Here is a 15,949-nt window from a genome sequence, read left to right as displayed (position 1 = left end):
CGATCGCCCCCTGGCGTGCGGGCGGTCCATGGACAAAGATCGGCCTTCCTTGGACTCGGCACGAAGGGGGCGGAAAACGGCATGTACCACACCTGGATGCGATATTTCACCCCCAGTCCCGTCCATCACCGCCTCGGCCTGGTGTGCCTCGGCGTCGGCCTCCAGCACGGCCGGCTGCCCACCGTCGGCCCCCGCACCCTCGACCACCACGTCGCCGTGGTGATCAGCGCGGGCAGCGGCTGGTACCGCGGCACCGACGGGCGGCGCACAACCGTCACCGCACCCGCCCTGATCTGGCTCACCCCCGGCGTACCGCACCACTACGGCCCCGATCCCGCCGACGGCTGGGACGAGAGCTTCGTCGACTTCACCGGCCCCGCCACCACCACCTACACCGAACTCGGCTACATCGAACCCGATCGGCCCGTCGTGCCCCTCGCCGACGCCGCCGCGGCCCGAGCCGCCGTCGGCCGCATCGCCCGCGCCGCCCGGCAGGGCAATCCGCTCCTGGAGGTCGAGACCGGCGCGGCCGTCCACGAACTCCTCGTCGCCCTGCGCCGCGGCCGTGCCGACACCAACGCCGACGGCGACCCCGTCCTCACCGCACTCGCCCGCGACGCCTGTCGGCCGCTGTCCGTCGCCGAACACGCCGCCCGGCACGGCATGACCCCCTCGGAACTGCGCACCGCCGTGCGCCGCAGCGCCGGCTGCAGCCCCAAGGACTACCTGCTGGGCATCCGGCTCGGCCGTGCCAAGGAACTTCTCGCCACCACCGACCTGCCCGTCGCGGCCGTCGCACGCCGCGTCGGCTACGAGGACCCGGCCTACTTCTCCCGGCTGTTCACCCGCCGCGTCGGCCTCGCCCCCGTCCGCTTCCGCGAGCAGCAGGGACGCACGGTGCCCGGCGGCTGGAGCGACCGCGTCCCGGACCCTGAACACCCTCCGACCATCGCCACGCGATCGACGTAAGCTCGCTGACCATGACCACGAGGGACATCGACGAGAACGTACGCGCCGAACTGACCCGCCTGCGCGAGAGCATCGACAACATCGACGCGGCGGTCGTGCACATGCTCGCCGAACGCTTCAAATGCACCCAGCAGGTCGGCCACCTGAAGGCCGAGCACAACCTGCCCCCGGCCGACCCCGCCCGCGAGGCACGCCAGATCGAACGGCTGCGCCAGCTCGCGGCGAGCGCGAAACTCGACCCCGCGTTCGCCGAGAAGCTGCTCAACTTCATCATCGCGGAGGTGATCCGCCACCACGAACAGATCGCCGACAAGCCCCAGAACGGCCCCGACGAGACCTGACCGGGACACCCCGGGGCCTCGCCCCGCACACCCGCGACGCCATGTCGAGCACGCCCGCGAGGCCGGCACCCGCCGGCCGCGCCGCACCCTCCACCGGCAGCGGACCCCGGAATCCGGGCGCCGGTGTGCGCTGACAGCGAACCGCGCCCCCCTGTGCCGCCCCCCGCCCATCCGGCAGCATGGGCGGCATGTCCGTACTGACGCGCGACGAAGCGCAGACCCGAGCCCAGCTGATCGACGCACACCGCTACACCATCGAGCTCGACCTCACCACCGGCGACGAGACCTTCGACTCGCGGACCGTCATCCACTTCACGGCCCGCACGGCCGGGGACACCTTCGTCGAACTCAAGCCCGCCGTGCTGCGCAGCGTCACCCTCGACGGACAGCCGCTCGACCCCGCCGCGCTCGACGGAAACCGCCTCCCGCTCACCGGCCTCACCGCCGGCGAGCACGAACTGCACATCGACGCCGCCATGCCCTACTCCCGCACCGGCGAGGGCATGCACCGCTTCACCGACCCCAGCGACGGCGAGACCTACGTCTACACCCAGCTGTTCATGGAGGACGTCCAGCGCGTCTTCGCCGCCTTCGACCAGCCCGACCTCAAGGCCGTCTTCGCACTGACCGTCACCGCGCCCGAAGGCTGGACCGTCCTTGGCAACGGCATCACCACCCACGACGGCGGCGGCCGCTGGACCTGCGCCGTCACCCCGCTGCTGTCCACCTACCTCATCGCCGTCGCCGCCGGACCCTGGCACTCCGTCCGCACCGAACACGCCGGACTGCCCTTCGGCCTCCACGTCCGCCGCTCGCTCGGCGCCTACCTCGACGCCGACGCGGACGAACTGTTCGAGATCACCCGGCAGTGCTACGACCGATACCACGAGAAGTTCGAGGAACCGTACCCCTTCGACTCCTACGACCAGGCCTTCGTGCCCGAGTTCAACGCCGGCGCCATGGAGAACCCCGGACTCGTCACCTTCCGCGACGAGTTCGTCTACCGCTCCGCCGTCACCGACACCCAGCGCCAGACACGCGCCATGGTCATCGCCCACGAGATGGCCCACATGTGGTTCGGCGACCTCGTCACCCTCAAGTGGTGGGACGACATCTGGCTGAACGAGTCGTTCGCCGAGTACATGGGCTACCAGACCCTCACCGAGGCCACGCGCTTCACCGACACCTGGGTCGACTTCGGCATCGCCCGCAAGGCCTGGGGATACGACGCCGACCAGCGGCCCTCCACACACCCCGTCGCCCCCGACCCGGACGCCGTCCCCGACACCGCCTCCGCGATGCTCAACTTCGACGGCATCTCCTACGCCAAGGGCGCCTCCGCCCTGCGACAGCTGGTGACCTGGCTGGGGGAGAAGGACTTCCTGGCCGGCATCAACATCCACTTCGCCCGGCACAAGTTCGCCAACGCCACCCTCGCCGACTTCATCGACTCCCTCGCCCAGGCCACCGACCGCGACGTGCACGCCTGGGCCGAGTCCTGGCTGCGCACGACCGGAGTCGACACCCTCACCCCGGACGTCACCGAACGGGACGGCGGCTGGACCCTCGGCATCGCCCACGACGGCGGCCGCCCCCACCGGATCGCCGTGGGCACCTTCGACCTCGACCCGATCGAGCCCGGCACCCTCGTCCTGCGCGACCGCATCGACCTGGACGTACCGGTCACGGAGCACGAGCTCCACCCCGGCCGCCGCCCCGCGCTCGTAGTCCTCAACGACGGCGACACCACCTACGCCAAGGTCCGCCTCGACGAGATCTCCTGGAACACGGCGCTCGCCACCCTGTCCGGCATCCCCGACCCGCTCACCCGCGCGGTCGTCTGGAACGCGGCCCGCGACATGGTCCGCGACGGCGAACTCGCCCCCACCGCCTACCTGGAGGCCGCCCGCGCCCACCTCCCCAAGGAGACCGACCTCGCCGTCGTCCAGGGCGTGCTCGCGTTCGCCGCCGGGCAGATCGCCGACCGCTACCTGCCCGCCGCCGAGCGCCCCGCCGCACTGGCCACCCTCACCGACATCTGCCGCGCCCTGCTGCGCCGCACCGAGGACGGCAGCGACCCGGGACTGCGACTGACCGCCGTACGCCACCGCATCGACGCCGCCTCCCAGCCGGAGACCCTGCGGGAGTGGTTCACCGACGGCGACGTCCCCGGCGGCCCCGAACTCGACCCGGAACTGCGCTGGCGCATCCTTACCCGCCTCGCCGTCCTCGGCGCGGCCGACGAGCAGGAGATCGCCGCCGAACTGGACCGCGACCCGAGCGCCACCGGCCAGGAGGGCGCCGCCCGCTGCCGTGCCGCCCTGCCCACGGCCGAGGCCAAGGCGGTGGCATGGCAGCGGATGTTCGCCTCCGACGACCTGTCGAACTACCTGTTCACCGCCACCGCCCAGGGCTTCTGGCAGCCCGAACAGGCGGCGCTCGTCAAGGAGTACGTCCCCCGCTACTACCCCGACGCGGTGGCACTGGCGACCCGCCGCGGCCCGGCGATCGCGGACGCGGCCGGCCGCTACGCGTTCCCGCTGCACGCCGTGGACGCGGAGTCGCTGCGCCTGGGCGAGGAGTGCCTGCGTGCGGACAGCATGCTCCCCGCACTGCGCCGCAAGCTGGTGGACCAGCTGGACGACCTGGGAAGGGCGCTGCGGGTCCGTCAGGCGTGACGTTGCCCTCCCGCCCCTTACCAGAACCGGGCTCCGCCCGGCCCCGGTACCCGCGCTGCGCGCGGTGTCCGCACCGTCCCCTCACGGCCTGACGGCCGTGGGGGGACCACCGGACGGCCGCTGCGCGGCAACCCGCCCCGCCGGCGGGAGCACATCGTGCCCCGCCGGCGTGCGAGGCGCCGGGGTCCGCCACGCCTGCGGGGGCGTAGGGGGCGGGTCCGAGGCCGCAGCCCCCCGCATCACGCGCGAAGAACGGCACCGGACCCGGGCTCCCCCGGTTTCGGGAAAGGGCGGGGAGGGGAACCCCCTCCGCTCAGCTGCGCCACTCTCCGCACGCCGCCGCCACCCAATACCCCTTCCCCTCCGGATCGTTGAGCTTCCCGGGCGCGCACCCCGCCCCGACGACGCTCCGTCCCGAAGGACCCCCATGCCCACCCCCGCGCCCCCGCCCCTCGCCGGAGGCGGCCCCGGCCCCGACGCCCTGCGGCCCCTGCTCGGCGTCGTGCTCGAAGCGCTCCGCCAGGGCGCAGGCGACCGCGGCGGGCCGCTCCCGCGCGGCGGGCCCGACACCGTCGCGCGGAACGTGCGCGACGCCCTGGGCGACCCGCTCCCCGAACACGGGAACGGAGCCGACGAAGCCCTGCGCACCCTCGTACGCGCCGTCGCCCAGGGCTCCGCCGACCCCGCCGACCCCCTGTGCGCGGCCCATCTGCACACCCCGCCCCTCGCGCTCGCCGTCGCCGCCGACCTCGCCGCGTCCGTGCTCAACCCCTCCATGGACTCCTGGGACCAGGCCCCGGCCGCCTCCGAACTGGAGCAGCGGGTCACCCGGGCGCTCGCAGCCGAGGTCTACCCCCACGGCCCGGACGCCGACGCCCTCGTCACCACCGGCGGCACCGAGTCCAACCACCTCGCCCTGCTCCTCGCCCGCGAACGGCACGCCACACCCGTCCAGGTCGTCTGCGGCGCCGACACGCACCACTCCGTACACCGCGCCGCCTGGCTCCTCGGCCTCCCCGAACCCGTCACCGTCCCCGGCCCGGTCCACGACCCCGCCGCTCTCGACGAGACGCTCGCCGGCCTGCACGGGCCCCTCCTCGTCGTCGCCACCGCCGGCACCACCGACACGGGCCGCATCGATCCGCTCCCCGAGATCGCCGACGTCACCGCGCGCCACCGCGCCGAACTCCACGTCGACGCCGCGTACGGCGGCCCCCTGCTGTTCAGCACCGAGCGCCGCGCCCAGCTCACCGGTCTCGACCGAGCCGACTCCGTCACCCTCGACCTGCACAAACTCGGCTGGCAGCCCGTCGCCGCCGGACTCCTGGCCGTCCCCGACACGGCCCGCCTCGCGCCCCTCGCACACACCGCCGAATACCTCAACGCCGAGGACGACACCGAAGCCGGACTGCCCGACCTCCTCGGCCGCTCCCTGCGCACCACCCGCCGCCCCGACATCCTCAAGATCGCCGTCACCCTCAAGGCCCTCGGCCGCAGCGGGCTCGCCGCCCTCGTCGACCGGGTGTGCGCCACAGCCCAGGACCTCGCCGACCTCGTCGACAAACACCCCCGCCTCGAGCTCCTCGAACGGCCCACCCTGTCGACCGTCCTGTTCCGTCCGGCCGGCGCCACCGACGAGCAGACCGCCGAGATCCGCCGCGCCCTCCTCACCGACGGCCGCGCCGTCCTCGGCCGGGCCCGGGCCGGCGGCCGCGTCTGGCTCAAGGCGACCCTCCTCAACCCGCACACCACCCCCGCCCAACTGCAGGCCCTGATCGCACTCGTGGAAGGCAGCACCCCCCGATGACCGCCACGCCCGCTACCGAGGCCGCTCCGGCGGCGACCGACCTCTCCCGCAGCGCCCGGGGCGGTTGGGGGGATCCCCAGCCCCACGACCTCGTGGGCATCGGCATCGGCCCGTTCAACCTCTCGCTCGCCGCACTCGCCGACGGCGTCCCCGGCGGCCTCGCCGCCGCCTTCTACGATCAGCGGCCCGCGTTCCACTGGCACCCCGGCCTGCTCATCGAGGGCGCCACCCTCCAGGTCCCCTTCCTCGCCGACCTGGTCACCCTCGCCGACCCCGCCAGCCCCTGGTCGTTCCTCAGCTATCTGCGGTCACGCGAGAGGCTGTTCCCGTTCTACTTCGCCGAGAAGTTCCACATCCAGCGCGCCGAGTACGACGCGTACTGCCGCTGGGCCGGCGACCACGTGCCCGGACTGCACTTCGGCCACCAGGTCGACGCCGTCCGCTGGAACCCCGAACACGACCTGTTCGAGGTCGACTTCACCCGGCTCGACACAGGCAGCGAGAGCGAAACGGGCGGCCGCGCCCACACCCGCAACATCGCCGTCGGAATCGGCAGCGAACCGTACGTCCCCGAACCGCTGCGTCCGCTCGCCGAAGCGCCCGGTGTCCCCGTCATCCACTCCGCCGACTACCTCGACCACCGTGAGACCCTGCTCGCCGCCGGCCACATCACCGTCATCGGCTCCGGCCAGTCAGGCGCCGAGGTCTTCCTCGACCTGCTGCGCGCACGACCCGAAGGCGCCGAAAGACTCCACTGGCTGGCCCGCACCGAGGCCTTCGCACCCATGGAGTACTCCAAACTCGGCCTGGAGCACTTCACCCCCGACTACACGCGCTACTTCCACGCCCTGCCCGAACAGGTGCGCAACGAACTCCTCCCACGCCAGTGGCAGCTCCACAAAGGCATCGACGCCGCCACCATCGCCGCCATCCACGAAGAGCTCTACAACCGCACCCTGCACGGCGGCTGGCCCGACACCGTCCTCACCCCCGGCGTCACCGTGCGCACCGCGGGACGCGTCGCCACCACCAAGGTCGAACTGCACCTCGAACACACCCAGCAGGGCACCCGCTCCCGGCTCACCACCGACGCCGTCGTCCTCGCCACCGGCTACCGCGAACGCCCGCTCGACCGGCTGCTCGCCGGCATCGACCCGTACATGCGCCGCGACTCCGCGGGCCGCCCGGTGATCGACGAACAGTACCGGCTCGAACTCGACCCCTCGGTGACCGGATCGGTCTACGTCCAGAACGCCGAACGGCACACCCACGGCGTCGGCGCACCCGACCTCGGCCTCGCGGCCTGGCGCAGCGCGTCCATCCTCAACACGCTCACCGGCAAGGAGCCCTACCCGCTGCCCCGCCGCACCGCGTTCACCAACTTCGGCCTCGAACCGCGCGAGGCGCCCGGCATCCCCGGCCAGGCGCCCGCACTCACCCCACTCGCACGCTGACTTGCCCCAACCCGGCCTCCCCGCATACCACTTGAGGCCATGTCGGTTTCGGAATCAACTACACCTTTGCCCGTTCTTGGTGTAGCTCAGCCGTCGTCTGCGTGAGCCTCGTGCAGGCGGTGACATCAAGCCCACCGGCACCAGGGCGAAATGACGTCACCGTCCCCCCACGAACGGTGAGAGGCACCACAACGATGACGATGAAACGCATACTGCGGTACGGCGGCCGCATGACGGCCCTGACGGCGACCCTCCTCGGGACGCTCGCGGCAACAGCCCTGCCCGCCACGGCCGAAGAACAGCCCACCGGCGAGCAGATCACGGCCGACTGCGCCTCCGGGGAAGGCAAGTGCACCTTCAACTCCCCCGAGATCGGCGAGGCGTACCTCGGAGAGGCACGCCAGGTCTCCGACCTGCTCTACAACTGCACCACCTCGCCCGCCTCCCAGTCGATGAGCTGGGCCGACACCGTCGGCTCATCCCACTCGGTCGGCGGCTCGGTCACCGTCGGCGGCGGCATCGAAGGCATCATCAGCGCCAGCGTCACCGCGACGTACAACTACACCTGGCAGAGCTCGCACACGGAAACCAGCTCCTTCACCGTGACAGTGCGGCCGGGCGAAGTGGGCTGGATCTCCCGTGCCCAGGTGATGCAGCAGATAACCGGCACCTGGCAGACCCACTACGACGACCCGAAGTGGGGCCACTACTACTGGTTCGTCCCCGACGTGGTCACCGGCCCGGCCGCTAACGGCACGGACGGCAAGCACAGCGCGGTCCTGGTCAAGTCCCGCAAGATGACCGCCGCCGAGAAGAAGTCCTGCTCCACCGGAGCCACCCGAGGAAAGGTCTTCACCCGCAGCAACTGACCCCGACGGCCCCCGCGAGGCGGACGAGCCGGCCCCCCGACTCGTCCGCCCCGCAACGCCTCAGAACACCGGCGCCCCGTCACGCGTCAGCTTCCAGCCCACTGACGCGAACGAAGCCGGGTCGACCGTGCCCTTCGCCTTCACCCAGGCGATGATCGTGTTCCGGATCTCCTCCGAGTTCGCCCACAACTGCTGCGCCCCCGCCACATGCGGGAAGTTGCCGCCACCACTGGCCCGATAGTTGTTGACCGCCAGCACGAACTGCGCCGCCGGATCGACCGCCTTGCCCTCGAAGGACAGGTTCACGATCCGCGAACCCGCCGGCTTCGCGATGTCGATGTCGTACGACAGGCCCGAAACCGCGTCGTAGTTGTAGTCGGGAGTACCGTCCGCGTTCGTCAGCTTCGACGTGTCCACCGGAGCGCCCGCCGCGGTCTGCACGTAGTAGCGCGCCGAGAACTCCAGATAGTCCTTCAGCTGCGCGCCCGTCATCAGCCGCGCCTCGAGCGTATTCTCGAAGACGTACAGACCGGCCGCGTCCCTGATCGTCACCTGGCCGGCCGGGATCGCCGCCGTACGGGAGAAGCAGGACGCCTGCGACAGCACCGGCAGGGCCGCGTACTGCCCGCCGGCCAGCGCCGCCTTCACCGTCTCCGCCTGCACATGGTTGATCAGGTCGATGATCGGCTCGTCCTTCCACGGCGCGTCGGCCGTGGTCATCGCGACGGTGGACGTGCCGATGACCTGGTTGACATACGCGACGACCTTCTCGTGCTCGTCGCCCAGCAGCCGGGTAATCTTCTCGTCCTCGGCGACCGTGTTGGAGTTCAGGACCTTCGCCCCGACCTTCTCCACCGTCCAGCGGCCCTTCTCCCACACCAGGTCGAAGTCGAACAGCGTCAGACGCTGCCCCCACTTCAGCGGCTCGGACAGCACGACCTGCTTGCCCGACTCCTTGTTGGTGACGAAGTACTCCGGGATCTCGGTGTGCGCATGGCCCACCAGGATCGCGTCGATGCCCGGCACCTGCTCGGCGACCAGACCCGCCGCGTTCTCGATGTACGGCAGCTGGTCACCGTACGACGACGTGCCGCTGGACCCCGAGTGCGCCGAGACGATCACGACGTCCGCACCCATCGACCGGAGCCTCGGCACCCACTTCGCCGCCTGCTCCTCCAGGCCCGGGAAGACCATCTTCCCGCCGACATTCTGCTTGTCCCAGATGGCGATGCCAGGATTGGTCAGACCGAGCACCGCGACCCGCACATCACGCCCGCACGGCGTACGCAGACGGTGCATGCTGTAGGGCGCGAACGCCGGACGCAGCGTCTTCGCATCCAGCGCGTTCGCACCCAGCAGCGGGAAGTCGCACTGCTCCTCGAACTTGCGCAGCACCGGAATGCCGTAGTTGAACTCGTGGTTGCCGAGCGCCGCGGCGTCGTAGCCGATCGCGTTCATCGCCTGCGCCATCGGATGCACCGGACCGCGCTTCGCGGTGATCGGGTCGACCTTGGCGTAGTAGTACGACAGCTGGGTGCCCTGGATCGTGTCACCCGCGTCGATGAGGAGCGTGTTGCGCCGCCCCTTCTCCTCGCGGATCTGATCCACCAGGGTCGAGATCTTCGCCAGACCCACGTCGTTGTGCGCCTTGTCGTCGAACTCCTTGTCCGTGAAATAGTCCCAGTTGAAGACATTTCCGTGCAGATCCGTCGTACCCATGACGGTGAAGGAGTACCGCTTCGGCGGACGCCCATGGCCCCGGCCCTGCTCGTCGGCCACGGCAGGCGCCACGGCACTTCCGGCGATGGCTACGCCGGCCCCGGCGGCGGCCGACCTCTCCAGGAACGTCCTACGATTCAGCGGCATTTCGTCTCCCTACGATCATCTGCACAACGCGCGTAGATTCTGGCGCAGGAGCCACACCCGGCAACACCCCTTTCGGGTTTCGATCTGGTGTCCGCCGACCGACCGCCCCCGAATGCGAGAGTGTTCCCGACGACCACCCGCGCGAGGGAGCAACACGTGACGACCGACGTACCCACGCCCGCCACACCGTTCGGCACCCCCGAGGCCCCCCGAGTCGCCGTACGAGGCGAAGCACGCCTGGAGTTCGACCCCGAGATCGCCCGCATCGGCATCCAGGTCAGCGCGCGCGGCACCGACCGGCGCACCGCCCTGGAAGACCTCACCCGACGCAACACAGCGGTCCTCGACCTGATCAAGTCCTACGGTCAGGCGGTCGAGAAGCTGGAGACCGGCGCGTTCTCCATCAGCCCCGAACTCACCCGCCACGGCCGCGGCGAACGCATCCGCGCCTACCACGGCAGCGTGCACGTCACCGCCGTACTCAGCGACTTCACCGCCCTCGGCGAACTGACCACACGCCTCGCCGACCTCGAACTGACCCGCGTAAACGGACCCTGGTGGTCCCTGCGCCCCGACTCACCGGCCCACGGCGAAGCCCGCCGCCAAGCCGTCCGGGAAGCCGTACAGCGCGCCCGCGAATACGCCGAAGCCCTCGGCGGCAGCCTCTCCGCCCTCGTCGAACTGGCCGACCTCGGCGCCGAGAACGCCGTCCCCTACGGCGCACCCCCGACCCCCGGCGGAATGCGCATGGCCGCTTACGACGGAACCGACCAAGCGGAAATGGCGCCCGCACTCGATCTGGAACCCCAACGCCAGACGGTTTATGCACAGGTGAATGCGCGCTTCACGATGACGCCGCCGCAACTCTGACAGCATCGTGCCCACCGCGACCCGATACGCGCTCATCGGAGCACCCGGGCGCACAATTCAACACTTGTCAATGGCCCTTCACACAAAGGTTGTTGAGTAGTCATGCCCCGCCAATTCTCTACCCACCGGTAAGCCCTAGGCTCGTCACATGCGCCGAGCAAAGATCGTCTGTACCCTGGGCCCCGCCACCGACACATACGACCAGATCAAGGCCCTGGTCGAAGCCGGAATGGACGTCGCCCGCTTCAACCTCAGCCACGGCACCTACGCCGACCACGAGGAACGCCTGCACCACGTCCGCAAGGCCGGCGACGAGACCGGCCACAGCGTCGGAGTGCTCGCCGACCTTCAAGGCCCGAAGATCCGCCTCGGACGCTTTCACGAAGGACCCGTACTTCTCGAACGCGGCGACGAATTCACCATCACCGTCGACGACATCGAGGGCGACCGCCACATCTGCGGCACCACCTACAAGGGCCTCGCCACAGACGTCACCCGAGGCGAACGCATCCTCGTCGACGACGGCAAAGTCGCACTCGAGGTCACCGACATCGACGGCCCCCGCGTGCACACCAAAGTCGTCGAAGGCGGAATGGTCTCCGACCACAAGGGCCTCAACCTCCCCGGCGTCGCTGTCTCCGTCCCCGCACTCTCCGAAAAGGACGTCGAAGACCTCCGCTGGGCCCTCCGTGTCGGCGCCGACATCATCGCCCTCTCCTTCGTCCGCAGCGGCCGCGACATCGAGGACGTCCACCGCATCATGAAGGAAGAAGGCCGCTTCCTCCCCGTCATCGCAAAGGTCGAGAAGCCCCAGGCCGTCGAGAACATCGACGACATCGTCGCCGCATTCGACGGAATCATGGTCGCCCGCGGCGACCTCGGCGTCGAAATGCCCCTGGAACAGGTCCCGATCGTCCAGAAGCGAGCCATCAAACTCGCCAAGCGCAACGCCAAGCCGGTCATCGTCGCCACCCAGATGCTCGACTCGATGATCGACAACAGCCGCCCCACCCGCGCCGAGGCATCCGACGTCGCGAACGCCGTCATCGACGGCACCGACGCAGTCATGCTCTCCGGCGAGACCAGCGTCGGCAAATACCCCGTCGAGACGGTCAAGACCATGAGCCGCATCGTCGAGGCCGCCGAGGAAGACGTCCTCGCCAAGGGCCTCCCGGCCCTGAACGAACGCAACAAGCCACGCACCCAGGGCGGCGCCGTGGCCCGCGCCGCCGCCGAGATGGGCGACTTCCTCGGCGCCAAGTTCCTCGTCGCCTTCACCCAGTCCGGCGACACGGTCCGCCGCCTCTCCCGCTACCGCTCCCCGATCCCGCTGCTCGCCTTCACCCCGGACCCGGCCACGCGCTCCCAGCTCAACCTCACCTGGGGCGTGGAGACCTTCCTCGGCCCGCACGTGGACTCCACGGACGCGATGGTGGCCCAGGTCGACGAGGAGCTGCTCAGGATCGGCCGCTGCGAGAAGGGCGACATCGTGGTCATCACGGCCGGCTCCCCGCCGGGCGTCGCCGGCTCGACGAACCTGGTGCGGGTGCACCACATCGGCGAGGACGACAGCCCGAAGTAACCGCCGCGCCTCAGTACTTCGACCCGACGTGCGCGTCCATGAGGGCGACGGACGCGCGTCGGGCGACGGAGATGTTCACCCCGCCGCGGGGGCGATCGGCCGACTTCCACTCCACGCCCACCATGTCGAGGGTGCTGGTGAAGAGGCCGGTGATGTCGCGGGACACGTTGGTGAAGAAGTACCGCGGGTACTCGTAGCGCTTGCGCTCACCGGCGACGAGGCGGGTGGTCCAGTTGGTGATGCGGCAGCCGTCGGAGTGGATCAGCCCGCGGATGAACTCCCAGGGGTGTGCTGCGACGATCTCCTGCTGCCACGGCTCGAGAACGATCCTGCGCTCATGCTTCTTGCCGGGGCCGTGCTGGGGGAAGAGGCACCAGAGGTGCTTCGAGTACACCTTCACCTCGTGACAGCCCTTCCGGAGGACCCGGCACACGGAGTTCTCGACGAGGACGGCACGCATGGCGCGCTCGCACAGGTCCGCGATGCCGGGCCATGCGTCGTCACATGTAACGGAGAGACTGGGCGCTCGCATTGCCTTGTTCTGGATGATGTGGCCATCGCCGAGATAGAGCCCGAGGAGGTAGGCGTACGCCGCCTGATCCAGCGTCCCGTCGCACCGTGGGCAGCAGGAACGATGGGCTCCGGGGCACTCATTGCGTTTCGCTCGATCCACGTGCTTCCAGTAGCTGATCGTGCCCGGGGGGACATGAAGCTTGCGGGAAACGTCCGCGTTCCGTGCCCCGCCGCGTAGGAGCGAGAGTGCTTGTCGTCGCACATCAGTGCCGTGGAAGCTCATGTGGCCACTCTGGGCAACGGAACGTGGCACCGAGTAGCAGAAAGCGGATGTTCACGAGAACGTGAACATCCGCTTCTTTGTCTGTACCGGGTGCGGGACTCGAACCCGCAAGCCCTCACGGGCAGAGGTGTTTGAGACCTCCGTGTATACCGTTCCACCAACCCGGCAGAGTGCTTGTCGGAGTGTACCTGGTGACCGCCCCCAGGTTCAGCTAGGTAGGCTGTGAACGCAGCAGATCTGCCATGTAGCGAGGAGTCCCGTGACCGCCCCCGAGTCGCCCCAGCCGATCGCCGATGACGACGACAAGTCACACGTACCGCCGCTGACGACCCGCGTCGTCATCGCCGAGGACGAGGCCCTCATCCGGCTCGACCTCAAAGAGATGCTCGAGGAAGAGGGGTACGCGGTCGTCGGCGAGGCCGGTGACGGGCAGCGGGCCGTCGAGCTGGCGCGGGAGCACCGGCCCGATCTGGTCATTCTCGATGTGAAGATGCCCGTCCTCGACGGAATCTCCGCGGCGGAGAAGATCGCCGAGGAGTCCATCGCCCCCGTCCTGATGCTGACCGCCTTCTCGCAGCGCGATCTGGTCGAGCGCGCGCGTGACGCCGGTGCGATGGCCTATCTCGTGAAGCCGTTCAGCAAGAGCGATGTCGTGCCGGCCATCGAGATGGCGGTGTCGCGGTTCACCGAACTGAAGGCGCTGGAGCAGGAGGTCGCGGACCTCTCCCAGCGGCTGGAGACGCGCAAGCTGGTGGACCGGGCCAAGAGCATTCTGCAGACGCAGTACGGGCTGTCGGAGCCCGCGGCGTTCCGGTGGATCCAGAAGACGTCGATGGACCGGCGGCTGTCGATGCAGCAGGTCGCGGAGGCGGTCATCGAGGACGCCGAGGAGAAGAAGGCGGCGAAGGGGCAGTAGCTTCGGGCGCAGAAGGAGGGCCCGCACCCTGACCGGGGTGCGGGCCCTCCTTCTGTGCGTGCGGGTCAGTCTTCGCCGAGGTACGCCTTGCGGACCGAGTCGTCGTGGAGGAGGTCCTGGCCGGTGCCGGAGAGCACGATGCTTCCGACCTCCATGACGTGGGCGTGGTTGGCGAGGGAGAGAGCCGCCTGGGCGTTCTGCTCGACGAGCAGGATGGTGGTGCCCTGCTCCCTGAGCTCGACGATGGTGGCCATGATCTTCTGCATCATGATCGGCGAGAGGCCCATGGAGGGTTCGTCGAGCATGAGCAGTTTGGGCTGGGACATCAGGGCCCGTCCCATGGCGAGCATCTGCTGCTCGCCGCCGGAGAGGGTGCCCGCGGCCTGCTTGCGACGCTCTCCCAGGATGGGGAAGAGGTCGTAGGCGCGCTTGATGTCCTTGGCGATCCCGTCGCTGTCCTTACGGAGGAAGGCGCCGAGGCGCAGGTTGTCCTCGATGGACATGCGGGGGAAGATGTGCCGCCCTTCGGGGGAGTGGGCGAGTCCGAGGGACACGACCTCGTGGGCGGGGACCTTCCGCAGTGACCTGCCGTTGAACTTGATGTGGCCCCCGAGGGGCTTGATCAGTCCGGACAGGGTGCGGAGCGTCGTGGTCTTGCCGGCGCCGTTGGTGCCGATGAGGGTGACGACCTCGCCGGCTTCGACCTTGAACGAGATTCCCTTGACGGCCTCGATCTTGCCGTAGGCGACGCGCAGGTCCTCGACTTCGAGAAGTGCGGTCATCGGTCGTTCTCCTTGCTGGCGGTCTCGTCAGACGTGTCGGGGTCCGTGGACTCGGTGGAGTCGGCGGGGTCCGTGTCGTCTGCCGTGGAGCCGGCGGGCTCCGTGTCGTCGGTGGGCTCCTCGGCCGCTTCGGGGGCGGTCTTGGTGAGCGTCGCCGCGGATGCCTCGGCTGCTTCGACCTCGGCGACCTCTGCGGCGCCGGGGTCGCCCTCGAAGGGCTCTCCGAGGTAGGCGGCGATGACGCGTTCGTCGCCCTGGACTTCGGCGGCGGTGCCTTCGACGAGCTTCTCGCCCTGGACGAGGCAGGCGACCCGGTCGCAGAGGTTGAAGATGAAGCGCATGTCGTGCTCGATGACGAGGACGGCGATGCCCTTGTCCCGGATGGCGAAGATGAGTTCTTCGGCTGCCCGGGTCTCCTGCGGGTTCATGCCTGCGGTGGGCTCGTCGAGGAGGAGGAGTCCGGGTTCGCTGGCGAGGGCGCGGGCGATCTCGAGCTTGCGCTGTTCGCCGTAGGGCAGGTTGCGGGAGAGGTGTTCCGCCTTGTGCGCGAGGCCGACGAACTCGAGGAGTTCCATGGCGCGGGCGCGGGACTTGGCTTCTGCCTTGTGGAAGCCGGGGCCGCGCAGCAGGGCGGACCAGAGGCCTTCCTTGGTGCGGGTGTGCCGTCCGACGAGGACGTTTTCCAGAACGGTCATGTTGGCGAAGAGCCGGATGTTCTGGAAGGTGCGGGCGATGCCCGCTGCCGTGACCTTGAAGGACTTCGCGGGCAGCACCGTGCCCTTGTAGCGGACTTCGCCCTCGGTGGGGATGTAGAGGCCGGTGAGGCAGTTGAAGAAGGTGGTCTTTCCGGCGCCGTTGGGTCCGATGAGACCGACGATTTCGCCTGCGTTGACGGTCAGGTCGACGGAGCGTACGGCGGTGAGGCCGCCGAATCGCATGGTGACGCCGCGGGCGTCGAGGACGGTTTCGCCGGGCGTGGCCACGGCTGTTCCCTCGGCGGTGGTGGTGTCGGTGGTCAT

The 15,949-nt window shown here is 69.7% G+C and carries 13 protein-coding genes and 1 tRNA gene; 9 read left to right on the top strand and 5 right to left on the bottom strand.

Annotation, left to right across the window (positions count from 1 at the left end):
* Positions 1-81 precede the first annotated feature (81 nt).
* From AC067Z_RS01110 to AC067Z_RS01085, 6 genes are all read left to right on the top strand, one after another.
* Entirely contained in the window at positions 82-969 is an 888-nt protein-coding gene (locus AC067Z_RS01110; RefSeq protein ID WP_478787289.1) for a helix-turn-helix domain-containing protein, read from the top strand.
* An 11-nt stretch (positions 970-980) separates the two neighbouring features.
* Complete coding sequence (locus AC067Z_RS01105) at positions 981-1,310, top strand: chorismate mutase (protein ID WP_478787288.1); 330 nt, start codon at positions 981-983, stop codon at positions 1,308-1,310.
* A gap of 188 nt (positions 1,311-1,498) precedes the next feature.
* Entirely contained in the window at positions 1,499-3,988 is a 2,490-nt protein-coding gene (pepN, locus tag AC067Z_RS01100) for an aminopeptidase N (RefSeq protein WP_478787287.1), read from the top strand.
* Positions 3,989-4,415: 427 nt separating this feature from the next.
* A complete protein-coding gene (locus AC067Z_RS01095; RefSeq protein ID WP_478787286.1) occupies positions 4,416-5,795 on the top strand; it encodes a pyridoxal phosphate-dependent decarboxylase family protein in 1,380 nt (459 codons plus the stop codon).
* Entirely contained in the window at positions 5,792-7,249 is a 1,458-nt protein-coding gene (locus AC067Z_RS01090) for a lysine N(6)-hydroxylase/L-ornithine N(5)-oxygenase family protein (RefSeq protein WP_478787285.1), read from the top strand. Before AC067Z_RS01095 ends, AC067Z_RS01090 begins: the two co-directional genes overlap by 4 nt.
* A gap of 200 nt (positions 7,250-7,449) precedes the next feature.
* A complete protein-coding gene (locus AC067Z_RS01085) occupies positions 7,450-8,118 on the top strand; it encodes a hypothetical protein (protein ID WP_478787284.1) in 669 nt (222 codons plus the stop codon).
* A 60-nt stretch (positions 8,119-8,178) separates the two neighbouring features.
* Here AC067Z_RS01085 and AC067Z_RS01080 read toward each other — a convergent pair whose 3' ends face one another.
* Entirely contained in the window at positions 8,179-9,984 is a 1,806-nt protein-coding gene (locus AC067Z_RS01080) for a bifunctional metallophosphatase/5'-nucleotidase (RefSeq protein WP_478787283.1), read from the bottom strand.
* Positions 9,985-10,140: 156 nt separating this feature from the next.
* Between AC067Z_RS01080 and AC067Z_RS01075 the strand changes: the two genes are divergently transcribed.
* Together AC067Z_RS01075 and pyk are read left to right on the top strand one after the other, a co-directional pair.
* Positions 10,141-10,854, top strand: coding sequence for an SIMPL domain-containing protein (locus AC067Z_RS01075; RefSeq protein WP_478787282.1), 714 nt, complete (start codon positions 10,141-10,143; stop codon positions 10,852-10,854).
* Between the two features lie 148 nt (positions 10,855-11,002).
* Positions 11,003-12,436 carry a pyruvate kinase gene (pyk, locus tag AC067Z_RS01070; protein ID WP_478787281.1) on the top strand — a complete coding sequence of 478 codons (1,434 nt, stop codon included), beginning with the start codon at positions 11,003-11,005 and terminating at the stop codon, positions 12,434-12,436.
* Positions 12,437-12,446: 10 nt separating this feature from the next.
* Here pyk and AC067Z_RS01065 read toward each other — a convergent pair whose 3' ends face one another.
* Both AC067Z_RS01065 and AC067Z_RS01060 read right to left on the bottom strand, forming a co-directional pair.
* Positions 12,447-13,232, bottom strand: a complete 786-nt coding sequence (locus tag AC067Z_RS01065) for a helix-turn-helix domain-containing protein (protein ID WP_478787280.1) — start codon at positions 13,230-13,232, stop codon at positions 12,447-12,449.
* Positions 13,233-13,316: 84 nt separating this feature from the next.
* Positions 13,317-13,399, bottom strand: a tRNA-Leu gene (locus AC067Z_RS01060).
* A 92-nt stretch (positions 13,400-13,491) separates the two neighbouring features.
* Between AC067Z_RS01060 and AC067Z_RS01055 the strand changes: the two genes are divergently transcribed.
* Positions 13,492-14,148, top strand: coding sequence for an ANTAR domain-containing response regulator (locus tag AC067Z_RS01055; RefSeq protein ID WP_478787279.1), 657 nt, complete (start codon positions 13,492-13,494; stop codon positions 14,146-14,148).
* Between the two features lie 65 nt (positions 14,149-14,213).
* Here the strand turns inward: AC067Z_RS01055 and AC067Z_RS01050 are convergent, their stop codons facing one another.
* Both AC067Z_RS01050 and AC067Z_RS01045 read right to left on the bottom strand, forming a co-directional pair.
* Positions 14,214-14,930 (bottom strand): ABC transporter ATP-binding protein, encoded by a 717-nt coding sequence (locus AC067Z_RS01050; protein ID WP_478787278.1) that lies wholly within the window; start codon positions 14,928-14,930, stop codon positions 14,214-14,216.
* Complete coding sequence (locus AC067Z_RS01045; protein WP_478787277.1) at positions 14,927-15,949, bottom strand: ABC transporter ATP-binding protein; 1,023 nt, start codon at positions 15,947-15,949, stop codon at positions 14,927-14,929. The genes AC067Z_RS01050 and AC067Z_RS01045 overlap by 4 nt, the downstream gene beginning before the upstream one ends.

The sequence above is a fragment of the Streptomyces sp. NPDC043812 genome, assembly GCF_056436245.1.
The sequence above is the reverse complement of the archived record's forward strand: the minus strand, read 5'-3'. Positions and strand labels throughout refer to the sequence as shown.

What these genes read in the sequence shown, in the direction of transcription:
- AC067Z_RS01110 (WP_478787289.1), top strand. Translation starts at nt 82, where the DNA reads ATGTACCACACCTGGATGCGATATTTCACCCCCAGTCCCGTCCATCAC.
- AC067Z_RS01105 (WP_478787288.1), top strand. Translation starts at nt 981, where the DNA reads ATGACCACGAGGGACATCGACGAGAACGTACGCGCCGAACTGACCCGC.
- pepN (WP_478787287.1), top strand. Translation starts at nt 1,499, where the DNA reads ATGTCCGTACTGACGCGCGACGAAGCGCAGACCCGAGCCCAGCTGATC.
- AC067Z_RS01095 (WP_478787286.1), top strand. Translation starts at nt 4,416, where the DNA reads ATGCCCACCCCCGCGCCCCCGCCCCTCGCCGGAGGCGGCCCCGGCCCC.
- AC067Z_RS01090 (WP_478787285.1), top strand. Translation starts at nt 5,792, where the DNA reads ATGACCGCCACGCCCGCTACCGAGGCCGCTCCGGCGGCGACCGACCTC.
- AC067Z_RS01085 (WP_478787284.1), top strand. Translation starts at nt 7,450, where the DNA reads ATGAAACGCATACTGCGGTACGGCGGCCGCATGACGGCCCTGACGGCG.
- AC067Z_RS01080 (WP_478787283.1), bottom strand. Translation starts at nt 9,984, where the DNA reads ATGCCGCTGAATCGTAGGACGTTCCTGGAGAGGTCGGCCGCCGCCGGG.
- pyk (WP_478787281.1), top strand. Translation starts at nt 11,003, where the DNA reads ATGCGCCGAGCAAAGATCGTCTGTACCCTGGGCCCCGCCACCGACACA.
- AC067Z_RS01065 (WP_478787280.1), bottom strand. Translation starts at nt 13,232, where the DNA reads ATGAGCTTCCACGGCACTGATGTGCGACGACAAGCACTCTCGCTCCTA.
- AC067Z_RS01050 (WP_478787278.1), bottom strand. Translation starts at nt 14,930, where the DNA reads ATGACCGCACTTCTCGAAGTCGAGGACCTGCGCGTCGCCTACGGCAAG.
- AC067Z_RS01045 (WP_478787277.1), bottom strand. Translation starts at nt 15,949, where the DNA reads ATGACCACCGACACCACCACCGCCGAGGGAACAGCCGTGGCCACGCCC.